This is a genomic window from Nonomuraea recticatena (assembly GCF_039533245.1).
GTDB classification, from domain to species: domain Bacteria; phylum Actinomycetota; class Actinomycetes; order Streptosporangiales; family Streptosporangiaceae; genus Nonomuraea; species Nonomuraea roseola.
On the sequence record NZ_BAAATE010000027.1, the window covers coordinates 69,154 to 84,265 of the forward strand.

At 70.6% G+C, this 15,112-nt stretch carries 12 protein-coding genes; 6 read left to right on the plus strand and 6 right to left on the minus strand.

The features are described 5' to 3' along the window. The first annotated feature begins 84 nt into the window (after positions 1–84). Positions 85–657 (plus strand): TetR/AcrR family transcriptional regulator, encoded by a 573-nt coding sequence (locus ABFX50_RS36980; RefSeq protein WP_346153154.1) that lies wholly within the window; start codon positions 85–87, stop codon positions 655–657. 271 nt (positions 658–928) lie between these two features. Here the strand turns inward: ABFX50_RS36980 and bldC are convergent, their stop codons facing one another. Continuing rightward, positions 929–1,132 (minus strand): developmental transcriptional regulator BldC, encoded by a 204-nt coding sequence (gene bldC, locus ABFX50_RS36985; RefSeq protein ID WP_013133571.1) that lies wholly within the window; start codon positions 1,130–1,132, stop codon positions 929–931. Positions 1,133–1,454: 322 nt separating this feature from the next. Beyond that, on the minus strand, positions 1,455–2,318 hold the full coding sequence (locus tag ABFX50_RS36990; protein WP_346153156.1) for a DUF8083 family protein: 864 nt from the start codon (positions 2,316–2,318) through the stop codon (positions 1,455–1,457). A 158-nt stretch (positions 2,319–2,476) separates the two neighbouring features. On the opposite strand from ABFX50_RS36990, the gene ABFX50_RS36995 reads away from it, so the two are divergent. Further along, complete coding sequence (locus tag ABFX50_RS36995) at positions 2,477–3,556, plus strand: Glu/Leu/Phe/Val family dehydrogenase (RefSeq protein ID WP_183654363.1); 1,080 nt, start codon at positions 2,477–2,479, stop codon at positions 3,554–3,556. A gap of 149 nt (positions 3,557–3,705) precedes the next feature. Next, on the plus strand, positions 3,706–3,933 hold the full coding sequence (locus ABFX50_RS37000) for a DUF3073 domain-containing protein (protein ID WP_183654366.1): 228 nt from the start codon (positions 3,706–3,708) through the stop codon (positions 3,931–3,933). Between the two features lie 827 nt (positions 3,934–4,760). On the opposite strand, the gene purM is transcribed toward ABFX50_RS37000, so the two are convergent. Then, entirely contained in the window at positions 4,761–5,786 is a 1,026-nt protein-coding gene (gene purM, locus ABFX50_RS37005; RefSeq protein WP_346153159.1) for a phosphoribosylformylglycinamidine cyclo-ligase, read from the minus strand. Further along, entirely contained in the window at positions 5,783–7,222 is a 1,440-nt protein-coding gene (gene purF / locus ABFX50_RS37010) for an amidophosphoribosyltransferase (RefSeq protein ID WP_183654372.1), read from the minus strand. Before purF ends, purM begins: the two co-directional genes overlap by 4 nt. Positions 7,223–7,526: 304 nt before the next feature. Here purF and ABFX50_RS37015 point away from each other — a divergent pair, with 304 nt between their 5' ends. Next, the gene (locus ABFX50_RS37015) at positions 7,527–9,197 is read left to right on the plus strand and encodes a hypothetical protein (RefSeq protein WP_346153160.1); all 1,671 of its coding nucleotides are present in this window, start codon (positions 7,527–7,529) and stop codon (positions 9,195–9,197) included. Here ABFX50_RS37015 and ABFX50_RS37020 read toward each other — a convergent pair. Next, positions 9,194–9,631 carry a sterol carrier family protein gene (locus ABFX50_RS37020; RefSeq protein ID WP_183654378.1) on the minus strand — a complete coding sequence of 146 codons (438 nt, stop codon included), beginning with the start codon at positions 9,629–9,631 and terminating at the stop codon, positions 9,194–9,196. The genes ABFX50_RS37015 and ABFX50_RS37020 overlap by 4 nt on opposite strands. Before the next feature lie 220 nt (positions 9,632–9,851). Here ABFX50_RS37020 and ABFX50_RS37025 point away from each other — a divergent pair, with 220 nt between their 5' ends. Together ABFX50_RS37025 and ABFX50_RS37030 are read left to right on the plus strand one after the other, a co-directional pair. Continuing rightward, positions 9,852–11,807, plus strand: coding sequence for a PhoX family protein (locus tag ABFX50_RS37025; protein WP_346153161.1), 1,956 nt, complete (start codon positions 9,852–9,854; stop codon positions 11,805–11,807). A 96-nt stretch (positions 11,808–11,903) separates the two neighbouring features. Continuing rightward, positions 11,904–13,778 (plus strand): ABC transporter ATP-binding protein, encoded by a 1,875-nt coding sequence (locus ABFX50_RS37030; protein WP_346153163.1) that lies wholly within the window; start codon positions 11,904–11,906, stop codon positions 13,776–13,778. Here the strand turns inward: ABFX50_RS37030 and ABFX50_RS37035 are convergent. Beyond that, positions 13,748–15,100, minus strand: a complete 1,353-nt coding sequence (locus ABFX50_RS37035; RefSeq protein ID WP_346153165.1) for a DHA2 family efflux MFS transporter permease subunit — start codon at positions 15,098–15,100, stop codon at positions 13,748–13,750. The two genes, ABFX50_RS37030 and ABFX50_RS37035, sit on opposite strands and share 31 nt — an antisense overlap. Positions 15,101–15,112 lie beyond the last annotated feature (12 nt).

Here is a 15,112-nt window from a genome sequence, read left to right on the forward strand (position 1 = left end):
GGGGTGACAGCAGGGAAATCCGCAGGCAGTGACACGCGTCCTGCGCGTCGCAGGCTGAGCGTGGATCGGCGCCGCGAGGAGCTCATGGCGGCCGCCCTCGAGCTGTTCAGCCGGCGCGATGCCGAGGACGTCTCCATCGACGACGTCGCCTCGGCGGCGGGCGCCTCCCGAGCGCTCGTCTACCACTACTTCGGCGGCAAGCAGGAGCTGTACGTCGCCGCGCTGAGGAGCGCGGCCGAGCAGCTCGAGTCGCGGCTGCGTCCCCAGGGCGGCGGGCGCCCGCTGGACGAGCTGGCCTCAGGTCTCAGGCGCTACTTCGACTTCGTCGAGGAGCACGCTGCCGGGTTCGCCGCGCTGCTGCGCGGGGGTCCCGCCAATCGCGCCGGCGAGGTCGGCGAGATCGTCGACGGCGTGCGGCAGCGGTTGTTCCGGATGATCCAGAAGCAGATGCGGGTCGAGGAGCCCACCCCGTTGCTGCGCATCACGCTGCGGTCGTGGATCGCCTCGGTCGAGACCGCCGGGCTCGACTGGCTCGAGCATCGCGACGTGGAGCGCGCGACGCTGGAGAAGATGCTGGTGGATCACATGGTGGCGCTGCTCGGCGTGGCGGCGGCGCACGACGCCAGCGTGGAGCTCCTCCTGAACGACCTCACCTGACGAGCGGTCGCCCGCCGTACGGCGTGGCGGCTCGAGGTCTCGGCTCCTCGGGGGGAGCCACGGCCCCGGGTGACCGGCAGGGCCGGGCGGGGGGGTAAGGGGGTCTACATCTCAGGGGATGTGCGGGGTGGAAGGATGGCGCCGGGCGGGCGGCGCCAACTCCCGTATGCGTCCCCCGACGCGCGGGCGACCTGACTTCGTCACGCGGGTGGACCGGGCTGAGGAACCTGGCCCACCGTGAACCCCCCTGAGGATCGTGACGATCCCTGACTTACTCCGAGCGCTGCTGCGGAATCCCCGCGAGCAGAGCACGGACCTCGGTCTCCCGGTAACGCCGGTGCCCCCCCAGGGTGCGAATCGACGTCAACTTACCCGCCTTGGCCCACCGCGTGACGGTCTTGGGGTCGACCCTGAACATGGTCGCGACCTCGGCGGGCGTGAGCAGTGGCTCGGCCTCGGGTGTACGAGCTGACATTTGTGCGGCCTCTCCTCCGTGTGGACCGGCTCAGCGATCCTGTGACTGCTTCTGCGCGTGTCACGGATGTCCCCCTATGGCCCAGTGCGTGCGGCTTTTCTGGACCATATGCGGCATCACCCGAAGTGACCATACCGCCACGCTGAGCGATTGGCGAGCCCTTCTTTGACCCAACTGCCCGCCCACATGGCGATGTCACGCTCGGTGATTCTAGCGACACGTTTCGTGGTATCGCAGTGAAAACGGCAAACTACTCAGTTCGCAGAAGCGTGGAGTCGTGTCACGTGACCTACTCATGCAGGTCAGACCGTTTCTTTGGGGTTCAGTTGGCACTTTCCAGATGTTGCATTGACTTCCACCGCAAGATCACACGCTGATACATGGCAAAGGCAAGTTCTTCTTGACCTGTGTCCAGCCCCGTGAGGGCGGCCGAGAGCTCCGCGACCGACTGATCGGCCTGCAACGCCTCGTCGTCCATGAGGTGGACGAGGCCGCCGTAGTCGAGCTCCACCAGCGAGTGCGGATGGAACTCCTCCAGCCAGCGGGCGACGTCCTCCACCTCGAGGCCGGTGGCGACCTCTCCCACGTGCTTGCGGATGACCTGCAGCGCCCGCGCCGAGCGCCGCCTCGCCTGAGCCATGGAGGTCACGTAGATCAGGTTGCGGCCCGTGGTGGTCGTGGTGTCCTGGCCGTTGGCCGCCTTGCCCAGCACCAGCCAGCGCTCGTTGCCGTCGAAGGGCACGAACCACGCCGGCGGCACGTTCCATGTCGTGGTCCTGATGTGGGTGCGCAGCGCCGCCGAACCGCCCTGCCGCTTGAACCTGTCGAAGTCGTCGGCCGTCTGCTCCGCGATCGCCTGCGGCACGAAGCTGTCCATGAGCTTCACGGGAGTGCTGCCACGGAAGTCTGAGAACGCCAGCCACGAGCGCAACCGGCTCTGCCATGGGCAGACGTAGAGCCGGTCCTCCACGCGCCGCAGATAGGCGTTGGGGCTCTCCTGGGCGGGCGCGGGATGCGGAGGCTTGGCGAGCAGCCTCCTGATGGACTCGCCGTGCTCGGCTTCGAGCGCGGTCGCCCTGCGCGGGCGGTCGCGCGAGTCCGCGTACGCGGTCCAGATCGCGCGCTCCTGCTCGGGGAACGCGGTCAACGGTTCGTAGACGCGAAGGTAAGCGGCGTAGGGCAGCACGCTGGCATCGTGTCACGAAGACACCCTGCTTGCACCGTTGTGGTCGCACCGGCCGCCCCTCCCGGAGCGAGGCGGGCGACGGCAGGCCGTGCCGACCTCTAATCTGAGGAGGATCTCCGCCGCGAACGGTGCGGTGGACCGGACAGGGAGTCACTACCGTGACCGACGTCTTCGGCCAGTCCCACAAGGACTCACATGAGCAGGTCGTCTTCTGTGCCGACAGGCAGAGCGGGCTGCGCGCCATCATCGCCATCTACAACACCGCGCTCGGGCCCGCGCTCGGGGGCACCAGGTTCTACCCGTACGAGAGCGAGCAGGCGGCCCTGGCCGACGTGCTCAACCTCTCCAAGGGCATGGCCTACAAGAACGCGCTCGCGGGGCTCGACCTCGGCGGGGGCAAGGCCGTCATCATCGGCGACCCGACCAAGGACAAGAACGAGGCGCTGCTGCGGGCCTACGGCCGCTTCGTCGAGTCGCTCGGCGGCCGCTACTACACCGCCTGCGACGTGGGCACCTTCAGCGAGGACATGGACCTCGTGGCCCGCGAGAGCCGCTACGTCACCGGCAGGACGCCCGCCCACGGCGGCGCGGGCGACTCCTCCATCCTCACCGCCTTCGGCGTCTTCCAGGGCATGCGCGCCTCAGCCGCCCACCTGTACGGCACCAGCTCGCTGAGCGGCAAGCGGGTCGGCGTCGAGGGAGTGGGCAAGGTGGGCCACCGCCTGGTCGACCACCTGATCGACGACGGAGCCGAGGTCGTCGTCTGCGACGTCAGCCCCGCGGCCGTCGAGCGCGTACGGCAGCGCCACCCCTCGGTGGAGGTCGTCGCCGACGCCAGAGCCCTGACCGACTCCGACATCGACGTCTACGCCCCCTGCGCCCTCGGCGGCGCGCTCGACGACGACACCGTCGAGCGGCTCCGCGCGAAGATCGTCTGCGGCGGGGCCAACAACCAGCTCGCCCACGTGGGCGTGGAGAAGCAGCTCGCCGACCGCGGCATCCTCTACGCGCCCGACTACGTGGTCAACTCCGGCGGGGTTATCCAAGTCGCCGACGAGATCGAGGGCTTCAGCATGGACCGCGCGCGGGCCAAGGCGACCCAGATCTTCGACACGACGCTAAAGATCTTCGGCATCGCCGCGGAGGAAGGCGTGCCGCCGGCGGTCGCAGCGGATAGGCTGGCAGAGCGCCGAATGTCGGAAGTCGGGCGTATTAGGGGCATCTGGCTGGGCGGCTGACGCCCCGGGCCCATACGACGTACCGAGCTGAGCGCAAAACAGGTACGGTAATAGGCGAACAAGAGACTGACGCCCAAAGTCATGGCGTCAGTGCGTGGTGCGTTAGCGACGAGGGGTCGGGGACGACCCCACACGAGGGGGTCGAGCCAATGGGGCGCGGCCGAGCAAAGGCCAAGCAGGTCAAGGTTGCTCGCCAGCTGAAGTACAACAGCGGTGGCACGGATCTTGAGCGTCTTCGCGACGAGCTCGGAGTCTCTGACTCCAACCACAGTGACGACGACGCCGACGACCTCAACGATGAGCTGGCGGATCGCTATGCCGATTACGCCGACGACTACGGCGACGATGACGACGACCGGCCTTCCGGGCGTCGATAGCTGATCTGTTGTCGGGGTGAGCCCCGCGGGTGAACCACCCGTGGGGCACTTCCGCGTTTCCACCCAACTCTCCCCGACCCGGCCACCCCCTGCTTCCCGACCAGGGCCCCGAACCGGGAACACGCCCGGTCGTCCGGATGGCGGCGAGGGCCGCGAACTGGGTAGGCGGTCGGTCGTCCGGGTGGGGGCCAGGGCCGCGAACCGGGAACACGCCTGGTTGTCCGGGTGGGGATCAGGGCCGCGGACTGGGTAGGCGGCGGATCATTCGAGCGACAGGCTTGGCATGCGACGGGTCCCGATCAGGGCCTGAGGACACGGCCGGTCATCCGGGGAGGAAGCCTCCACCTCTCGGCGAGCCCCTCTCGGTGCAACGCCGGAGGGAGCGGTCCCGCCTGAGGAAGACCGTCCGGTGAACGATCTGCTCCGAGCCCGCGCCCTGCTCCACGAACGGTCCCTCTCCATGAGCGGCCTCCATGAGCGGCCCTCCACGGGTGGCCCTCCATGAGCGGCCCTGCTCTGGGCTTGCGCCTGCTCCACCATGAGGGGCCATCACGAGGGGTCCTCTCCACGAGCGGCCCTGCTCCGTGTTCGCGCCCACGAGCGGCCCTGCTCCTCGAGCGGCCCCGTGTCACGAGGGGCCCGTGTCACGCGGAGTCCGTCACGGGGAGTCCCGTCACGCGGGGCCCGTGTCACGCGGAGTCCCGTCACGCGGGGTCCGTCACGCGGGGTCCGTGTCACGAGGGGTCCGCGAGGGGTCCGTGTCACGCGGGGCTCGGTTCGGGTGGGTGTGCCGGGGCCGAGTGGTCGGCGGGCCCCGGCGCGTCGGCTCAGCGGTAGCGGGCCTGGCCGGTGCCGGCCACGATCTCGCCCAGCACCCACGTCTCCAGCCCCCGCCCGACCAGCAGCTTGATCGCCGCGTCGGCCACGTCGGCGGGGACGACGGCCGCCATGCCGACCCCGAGGTTGAACGTGCGGTCCATCGCCTCCTGCTCGATGCCGCCGTGCCCTGCCAGCACCCCGAAGATCGCGGGAGGCGTCCACGACGAGCGGTCGAGCAGCGCGTCGAGGTGTGAGGGCAGTGAACGCGACAGGTTGGCCTCAACGCCGCCGCCCGTGATGTGGGCGTAGGCGTGGACCTCGAGCGTGCGGGCCAGCTCCAGGCAGTCGAGTGAGTAGATCCTCGTCGGCTCGAGCAGCTCCTCGCCGAGGGGGCGGGCCAGCTCGGGCAGGGAGGCGTCGAGGGAGAGCCCGGCCTCGCGCACGACGTGCCGTACGAGCGAGTAGCCGTTGGAGTGGATGCCGGAGGAGGCCAGCCCCAGCACCACGTCGCCCTCGGCGACGCGGGAGGGGCCGAGCATGGCGGAGGCCTCGACGACGCCGGTGCCCGCGCCCGCCAGGTCGTACTCGTCCGCGCCCATCGCGCCGGGGTGCTCGGCGGTCTCGCCGCCGACCAGGGCCGCGCCCGCCAGGCGGCAGCCCTCCGCCACGCCGCCGACGATCTCGGCGATGCGCTCGGGCACGACCTTGCCGCAGGCGATGTAGTCGGTCATGAACAGCGGCTCGGCCCCGCAGACCACGAGGTCGTCGAGGACCATGCCCACCAGGTCGATGCCGATGGTGTCGTGCTTGCCGTACCGCTGGGCGATCATGACCTTGGTGCCGACGCCGTCGGTGGAGGTCGCCAGCAGCGGGCGCTGGTAGCGCAGCAGGGCTGAGGCGTCGAACAGGCCGGCGAAGCCGCTGGCGTCGTCGACCACCTCGGGCCGCCGCGAGCGCGCGACCTTGTCCTTCATCAGCTCGACGGCGCGCTCGCCCGCCTCGATGTCGACGCCCGCTGCCTCATAGGTAGTCACTTGGGAGAACTCTCCAGTACGTACTTGCCCACGTTGTCCTGGTCGATCGCGATGGGGTAGGAGCCGTCGAAGCAGGCCCTGCACAGGCGCTCGGCCGGGATGGTGGTCGCCTTGGTGAGACCCTCGAGCGAGATGTAGCCGAGCGAGTCGGCGCCGAGCGACTGGCGGATCTCCTCCACGCTCAGCGAGCCGGCGATGAGCTCGGCGCGGGTGGCGAAGTCGATGCCGTAGAAGCACGGCCAGGCGACGGGGGGAGAGGAGATGCGCACGTGCACCTCGCTCGCGCCCGCCTCGCGCAGCATGCGGACGATCGCGCGCTGGGTGTTGCCGCGCACGATCGAGTCGTCCACGACGACCAGGCGCTTGCCCGCGACGACTTCCTTGAGCGGGTTGAGCTTCAGGCGGATGCCGAGCTGGCGGATGGTCTGCGAGGGCTGGATGAAGGTGCGGCCCACGTAGGAGTTCTTCACCAGGCCCTGGCCGTAGGGGATGCCGGACTCCTCGGCGTAGCCGACGGCGGCGGGGGTGCCCGACTCGGGGGTCGGGATGACCAGGTCGGCCTCGACGGGGTGCTCGCGGGCCAGCACACGGCCCACCTCGACCCTGGTCGTCTGCACGCCACGGCCGGCGATGGTGGTGTCGGGCCTGGCCAGGTAGACGTACTCGAACAGGCAGCCCTTCGGGTCGGCGAGGGCGAACCTGCGCGAGCGCACGCCGCCCTCGTCGATCGTCAGCAGCTCGCCTGGCTCGACCTCACGCACGAAGGTGGCGCCCACGATGTCGAGGGCGGCGGTCTCCGAGGCGACGACCCAGCCGCGCTCGAGGCGGCCGAGCACCAGCGGGCGGATGCCCTGCGGGTCACGGGCGGCGTAGAGGGTCTTCTCGTCCATGAAGACCAGCGAGTAGGCGCCCTTCACCTGCGGCAGCAGCTCGGCCGCCGCGTCCTCGATGGAGCGCGTGCGGTCCTGGGCCAGCAGGTTGGTCAGCACCTCGGTGTCGGTGGTCGCCCTGGTCGCCCCCGGCGCCAGGCGCTCTGCCAGCTCGGGGGTGTTGATCAGGTTGCCGTTGTGGGCGAGGGCCAGGCCGCCCACCTCGGTGGAGCTCAGTGTGGGCTGCGCGTTCTCCCACACACTGGAGCCTGTCGTGGAGTAGCGGCAGTGGCCGACCGCGAGATGCCCGCGGAGCGTGCCGAGCACCGACTCGTCGAAGACCTGAGCTACCAGCCCCATGTCCTTGTAGACGAGGATGCGGCTGCCTTCGCTGACCGCGATGCCCGCTGACTCCTGGCCGCGGTGTTGCAACGCGTACAGCCCGTAGTAGGTGAGTTTGGAGACTTCCTCGCCTGGCGCCCAGACCCCGAAGACGCCGCAGGCGTCCTTCGGTGCGCGGTCGTTGGGGTCCAGGTCATGGCCGAGTCGGCCGTCGCCCTTCAGCACATGCTTCAGTTTAGGTTGGCCGCGTCCCTGCTCGCACACCCGGGGCCTAGATCACACGATATGACTAGATCGTCCGGGGATGTGGTGATCTCGGATGATCTTCGATGGAGTGGCGCTGATGGCTGGTGGAACAGGGGTTCGGTGGCCTCTGTCGCGCTCTCGTCGGGGTGGAGGCTGCCCGGGCGTTTTGGCGCACTGTGACCCAAGGATCGCCGGGCTTTTGCCGTGTCGGACCGTTTCGACGGCGTGCTCCAGGGGAGTGTGGAGGTTCCGGCATGCCGACACGTCGGGGGAGACATAGACCGTGACCACACCTGGTGACCCGAACCAGCCCAGGGCGGGGCAGGATCGGCGGGGCGGCGAGCCCTCGTCCGACCCCACCGAGCCCAGAGCCGACGAGCATCCCTCCGAGCCCGGCGCCGCGCCATGGCCCGACGAGGCGCAGACCTCGCCCGCGGGGGAGCCGATCGTTCCCGAGCCGCCGATCGCGCCGGAGCCGCCGGTCTCTCCTGAGCCGCCGGTCTCCCCTGAGCCGCCCATCGTGCCCGAGCCGCCCATCGTTCCTGAGCCGCCGACCGGGCCCGAGCCGCCGGGAGGGCCTGAACCGCCCACGGGGCCCGAGCCGCCGGGAGGGCCTGAGCCGACCTGGGCGCCGGGCCGTCCCGAGCCTTCGATCGTGCCGCAGCCGGACCATCCCGACCTGCCGTCCGCGCCGGAGGTCCCTCCGCCCAGCCAGGGCCGGGACCAGGACCAGCCGGAGGTCCCGCCGTCCAGCCAGGACCAGGACCAGTGGAGCGCGCGCGAGTGGCAGAGCGCCACCCATGACACCGACGACACCGTGCTGCCGCCCAGGGACGGCGGCACCATCGAGGTCGACCCGCACGACCTGCACGCCGTCAGGGAGCCTCCCTCCGCAGGGGGGACGCGCGCCTTCGAGACCGCGGGCGAGCCCGAGGGCGGTGCGCGGGGCGGCGGCGAGGACGCCGAGCGCACGCAGGTCTTCGGCGAGTGGGGACGACCCGACGCGGGCGAGCAGCCGTCCTACACAGTGCCGGGCTCGACGCCCTCCTACCCCGGCTGGTCCGCGGCGGAGGAGCCCGGGCAGGCGGACTCCCCGAGCCCGCCCACCCCTTCCAGGTACGACCCGCCCACGCCGACAGGCGAGAGCCCCCTGTACGAGGGGAGCCACGCGGCCCCTGCCGCGCAGGGAGGTGAGGACACGCCCGATTCCTCCGTGCCCGGCGTCTCACCCTCCAGCCCGTACGGCGGAGCCCCCGGCACCGGCTCCACGCCCTACGGCGGCGAGCAGGGCGGCTCCCACAGGGCTTCCCAGGAGAGCACCTACGGCGACCCTCAGGCAGGTGGCCCCTACGGCGGCTCCCAGCCGGGAGGCAGCCCGTACGGCGGCCCCCAGAGCGGACCCCAGCCGGGCGCGAGCCCTTACGGCGGCGCCCAGAGCGGTCCCCAGCAGGGAAGCGGCCCCTACGGCCCCGCGTCGCAGGGCGGAGCCTACGGCGGCGGGGCGCACGCGGCGGACGCGCCGGGTGGGCAGCCGAGCCACGAGATCCCCTCGCCCTACGGACCCGCCGCGGGAGGAGCGGTCTACACGCCTCCGCCCGGCGGCGCACAGCGGTACCAGGGCGGGCCTGACTGGCGTCCGGCGCAGGCGGGCAGCGGGCTGGCGACCACCTCGCTGGTGCTCGGCATCGCGAGCCTGTTCCTGCTGTTCGTCTGCTTCACCGGCGTGCTCACCGCGATCGTCGGGCTGGTGCTCGGCCTGGTCGCCGTCTCCAAGGGCGCCAGCAAGGGCAGGGCGTGGACGGGCGTCGCGCTCAGCGCGCTGACGCTCATCCTGGCCGTCGGCGCGGCCGTCTGGATCTCCAACTACTTCGCCGAGTGCTCGGGGCTGCCGCCCAGGCTCAGTGAGGCGTGCGTGGAGAGCAAGATCCCGTGGATGGACCGGGGGCCCAACTAGACCGGTAGGTGGCCGGACAGGTCGGCACGGGCGCCGCTCGCGTGAACGGCGCCCTTCGCCATCGCCTCCGACCAGGTCAGCCGGCCCACGGCCAGCTCCAGCCAGGTCCTGGGATCGGTCTCGATGACGTTCGGCGGGGTGCCGCGCGTGTGCCTGGGGCCCTCGACGCACTGCACCGCCGCGTACGGCGGCACGCGCACCTCGACCGTGCGCCCCGGCGCCTTCTCCGCCAGCGCCTCCAGCAGATGCCGTACGGCGAAGCGCCCCGCCTCCCGCTCGGGCTTCAGCCCGCGGTCGTAGGCGGTCAGCACCGCGGAGACGCACGCGTCGGCCAGCACGGAGGCGGGACCGTCGAAGGGCGGCTCGTCCAGCGCGACCAGTTGGGCGTCGAGCGCCGATCTGAGCTTTTCCTGGTCCAGTCTGCGTGGCGGCATTCCCATATTGTCCTCCAAGCAAGGGTTCATCGGACGGGTGGGCTTCGTTCACCTCCGGTTCCAGCGACCGCCGTAGCGTCCCGGCGGAACTATCACGCATGAATCTGGAGGACCTGTGTCGAATCCGCGCAGGCTGCTGCCGTTGCTCTCGACTCCTCACAAGAGCGGTCGAAGTGCTCTTACTTGCCAATTCCGCTGCGGCAACGCGTGTGCGCACGACGTGGCGAACACCAGTGACAACACCTACTTCGGTGACGTCGTCGCTCAGGCGATGTCACGCCGTGGCGTGCTGCGCGCGGGCGCGCTCGGCGCCCTCGTCGTGGGCACGGGCGTGGCGGGGGCCGTGCCGGCCTTCGCCGATCCCGGGGCCGAGCAGGGGGCCGAGGCTCTCGGAAAGCACGGTGACCACGGGCGCGGAGGGCTGACCTTCAAGCCGGTCGCGCCGAACACCGACGACGCGCTGACGATCCCCGAGGGCTACTCCTCCTCCGTCGTGGTGGGCTGGGGCGACCCCGTGCTGCCCGGCGCGCCCGCCTTCGACTTCGACAACCAGTCGGCGGAGGCGCAGAGCAAGCAGTTCGGCTACAACTGTGACTTCGTGACCCTCTTCCCGATGGGCCACAACCGGGCTCTGCTGTGGGTGAACCACGAGTACTCCGACGAGCGGCTGATGTTCCGCGGCTACACCGGTGGCGCCGCCGCCACCGAGGAGCAGATCAAGATCGGCCTCGCCGCCCACGGCGGCTCGGTCGTCGAGGTCGAGCGGGTCAGGGGCACCGGCCAGTGGAAGCTCGTCACCAGCGGACGCCGCCGCTACAACCGGCGCGTCACCGCGCAGACGCCGATGCGCTTCAGCGGCCCCGCGACGGGCAGCGACCTGCTCAAGACGGCCGCCGACGCCAAGGGTGAGAACCCGATCGGCATGCTCAACAACTGCGCGGGCGGCACCACCCCGTGGGGCACCGTGCTGACCGCCGAGGAGAACTTCGACCAGTACTTCGTCAACGGCAGCAAGACCGACCCGAACGTCGCCCGCTACACGATCCCGACCGGCGTCTCCTCGAGCAGCCGCAGGTTCGACAGGGTCGAGGAGCGCTTCGACCTGGCCAAGCATCCGAACGAGGCCAACCGCTTCGGATGGATCGTCGAGATCGACCCGTTCGACCCCGACTCCACCCCGATCAAGCGCACCGCGCTCGGCCGTTTCAAGCACGAGGCCGCCAACACCACGCTCACCAGGGACGGCCGCCTGGCGGTCTACATGGGCGACGACTCGCGCTTCGAGTACATCTACAAGTTCGTCTCGGACAAGCGCTACATCCCCGGCTACGACCGTCACAACAGGACGCTCCTGGACGAGGGCACCCTCTACGTCGCCAAGTTCACCGGCGACAGCCCCGCCGCCGAGATCGACGGCTCGGGCAAGCTGCCCTCCGACCAGGCCTTCGACGGCTCCGGCCAGTGGATCCCGCTGGTGAGCGGCTCGAAGAGCTTCGTGGACGGCATGAGCGCCGCCGAGGTGCTGGTGTTCACCCGCGTCGCGGCCGACAAGGTCGGCGCGACCAAGATGGACAGGCCCGAGGACATCGAGCGCAACCCCGTCACCAAGGGCGTCTACGTCGCGCTCACCAACAACTCCAACAGGACCGCTGCCCAGGTGGACGAGGCCAACCCGCGTCCCTCGAACAAGCACGGTCACGTCCTGGAGATCGTCGAGCGCCGTGACGACGCGGGAGCGACGACCTTCGCCTGGTCGATCCCGCTGGTCTGCGGCGACCCCAACGACCCCGCCACGTACTTCGCCGGGTTCGACAAGACCAGGGTGTCGCCGATCTCGTGCCCCGACAACGTGGCCTTCGACCGCGACGGCAACCTGTGGATCTCCACGGACGGCAACGCGCTCAAGACCAACGACGGCCTGTTCGTCATGCCGGTGCAGGGCAGGGAGCGTGGATACGTCCGCCAGTTCCTCACGGTGCCGGTCGGCGCCGAGACCTGCGGCCCGCTGGTGACCGATGACCAGCGCAGCGTCTTCGTCGCGGTGCAGCACCCCGGCGAGGTCGACGGCGCCTCGCCGGAGAGCCCCGCCAGCCACTGGCCCGACGGCGGCTCCTCCCAGCCCAGGCCGTCGGTGGCGGTGGCCTGGCACTCGCGCGGCAAGAAGATCGGCTCCTAGAGCCGCCTCCGCTCCCGGCCCGCGACCGTCCACGTCGCGGTCCGGGGGCCTCAGGGAGTTGACCTGAAGTTAACTTGAGCTTCTACGGTGATCCCCATGGACATGGAAGTCACCGCCTGGAACCAGCTATACGGCGCGATGAACGCCCGGCAGGAGCGCCGCCCCTTCTCGGCGGCCACCCTCAGGCGGATCGCCGCCTTCGCCCGCCCGCACAAGGCCAGGCTGGCCAGGTTTCTCGCCCTGAGCCTCGTCATGGCGGCTCTGGCCGTGGCGGCTCCCGTCCTCGCGGGCAGGGTCGTGGACGCCATCGTGAAGGCCCAGCCCTTCGAGGTGGTGCTCGGCCTGGCCGGCCTGATCGCGGGGCTCGCGCTGGCGGAGGCGGGGCTCGGCCTGCTCACCCGCTACCTGTCGGCGAGCATCGGCGAGGGCCTCATCCTCGACCTGCGCACCGCCGTCTTCGACCACGTGCAGCGGATGCCGATCGCCTTCTTCACCCGCACCCGCACCGGCGCCCTGGTCTCACGCCTCAACAACGACGTCATCGGCGCCCAGCGCGCCTTCACCGACATCGTCTCCAGCGTCGCGGGCAACGTCGTCACGCTCGTGCTGACCCTCATTGTGATGATCGGCATCTCGTGGCAGATCACCCTGCTGGCGCTGCTCCTGCTGCCGGTCTTCGTCCTGCCCGCCAGGCGCATGGGCGGCCGCATCGCCAAGCTGCGGCGCGAGGCCGCCGACCACAACGCCGCCATGGGCACCCAGATGACCGAGCGCTTCTCCGCGCCCGGAGCGACGCTGGTCAAGCTGTTCGGCCGCCCCGCGCACGAGTCCTCCGAGTTCGCCGTCAGGGCCCGCAGGGTCCGGGACATCGGCGTGCGCACCGCCGTGACGCAGGCGGTGTTCGTCACCGCGCTGACCCTGGTCTCCGCCCTCGCCCTGGCCCTGGTGTACGGCCTCGGCGGCTTCTACGCCCTGCGCGGCGAGCTCGACGCGGGCTCGGTCGTCGCGCTCGCCCTGCTGCTGACCCGCCTCTACTCCCCGCTGACCGCCCTGGCCAGCGCCAGGGTGGACGTGATGAGCGCGCTGGTCAGCTTCGAGCGGGTCTTCGAGGTGCTCGACCTCAAGCCGCTCATCCAGGAGAAGCCCGACGCCCAGGCGCTGCCCGACGCGCCGACGAGCGTGGAGTTCGACCAGGTGCGCTTCGCCTACCCCTCGGCCGACAAGGTGTCGCTCGCCTCTCTGGAGGAGGTCGCCACGCTCGACTCGCGCGGCGGGGTGGAGGTGCTGAAGGGCATCTCCTTCCGCGCCGAGCCCGGCCAGATGGTCGCCCTCGTCGGCTCCTCAGGTGCGGGCAAGTCCACGATCGCCCAGCTGCTGCCGCGCCTTTACGACGTGGACGAGGGCGCCGTACGGCTCGGCGGGGTGGACGTCAGGGACCTCACCGCCGACTCCATCAGGGACACGCTCGGCATGGTCACCCAGGACGGTCACCTCTTCCACGACTCGATCAGGGCGAACCTGCTGCTGGCCCGTCCCGAGGCCACGGAGGAGGAGATCTGGGACTCGCTGCGCAGGGCGCGCCTCGCCGACCTCATCGAGTCGCTGCCCGACGGGCTGGACACCGTCGTAGGGGAGCGTGGCTACCGGCTGTCGGGCGGCGAGAGGCAGCGGCTCACCATCGCGCGCCTCCTGCTGGCCAGGCCCAGGGTGGTCATCCTCGACGAGGCGACCGCCCACCTGGACTCCACCTCGGAGGCCGCCGTGCAGGAGGCCCTCGCCGAGGCGCTGGACGGCAGGACCGCGATCGTGATCGCGCACCGCCTCTCCACCATCCGCGCGGCCGACCTCATCCTGGTCGTGGAGGACGGCCGCGTGGTGGAGCAGGGCACTCACGCCGCCCTGCTCGCCGAGGGAGGCAGGTACGCCGAGCTGCACAGCACTCAGTTCGACGCCCCCGCCATCGCGGCCTGAGCCGTACGGCGCAGCGAGAAGAGCGCCACGGGGACGCCCACGGCCACGATGATCGCCGCGATCACCAGCGTGGACTGGTAGGCGGCGAGGAACGTGCTCTGGCTCTGCCTGGCGCTGAGGATGGCGCCCAGCACGGTGATGCCGAGCAGGCCGAACACCTCGCGCGAGACGTTGAGCACGCCGGAGGCCACACCGGCGCGCTCGGCGGGAAGCGCGCCGAGGATCATCGTGGTCAGCGGGACCAGCATGCCGCCGCCCAGGCCGTACAGCAGGAACCAGGGCAGGACGTCGAGGTAGCCGCCGTCGGCCCCCACGTAGGAGATGCCGAGCACGGCCACCGCCATCACCCCCAGGCCGAGCGCGACGGTCTGGGCGTTGCCGAGCAGGCGCGCCAGGCGCTGTGACTGGAGGGCGACGACGGCCATGACCAGGGCCATCGGGACGAACGCCGCGCCCGCCTCGACGGGGGTGAAGCCCAGGGAGTTCTGGAGCCAGAGCGCGCTGAAGAAGTAGATGCCGAAGACGCCGAACGACCACAGGCCCATGGCGAGCGTGCCGCCGGTGAACACCCTGCTCCTGAAGAGGGTCACGTCGATCATCGGCTGCTTCGACCTCGACTCGATGATCACGAAGGCCGCCGCCGAGCCGGCCGTGACGGCGACGAGGGGGAGGTTCCAGCCCTCGATGAGCCCGAAGGTCAGGGCGAACAGGGCGATCGCCGAGGTGACGAGGCCCGGCAGGTCGAGGCTGTGCCGTACGCGGTGGGTGTCGGGACGGACGGCCCACAGGGCCAGCGCGAACGTGGCCACCCCGATGGGCACGTTGATCAGGTAGATCCAGCCCCAGTGCAGGTTCTGGCTGATGAAGCCGCCTGTCGCGGGGCCGAGCGCCATGGACAGCGCGCCGCTGGCGGTCCAGATGCCGACGGCCGCGCCGCGCTCGCGCGGGTCGGGGAAGATCGAGGAGATGAGCGCCAGCGCGGTCGGCGTGAGAAGGGCCGCCCCGACCCCCTGGACGGCACGCGCCGCGATCAGCGTGGCGCCGTCGGGGGCGAGGCCCGCGCCCATCGAGGACAGCGTGAAGACGGCCAGTCCGATCAGGAAGGTCCTGCGCTTGCCGATCACGTCGGCCAGCCTGCCGCCGACCAGCATGAGCCCGGCGAAGACCAGCATGTAGCCGGTCGCCACCCACTCGAGGCCCGACAGCGTCAGCCCGAGATCCCGCTGGATCGTCGGGAGCGAGACGTTCGAGATGTTGTTGTCGAGATAAGTCATGAAAGTTCCGAGGGTCACCGCGCCGAGCGCCCACCACCGCATGTCCATCACTCCTATACG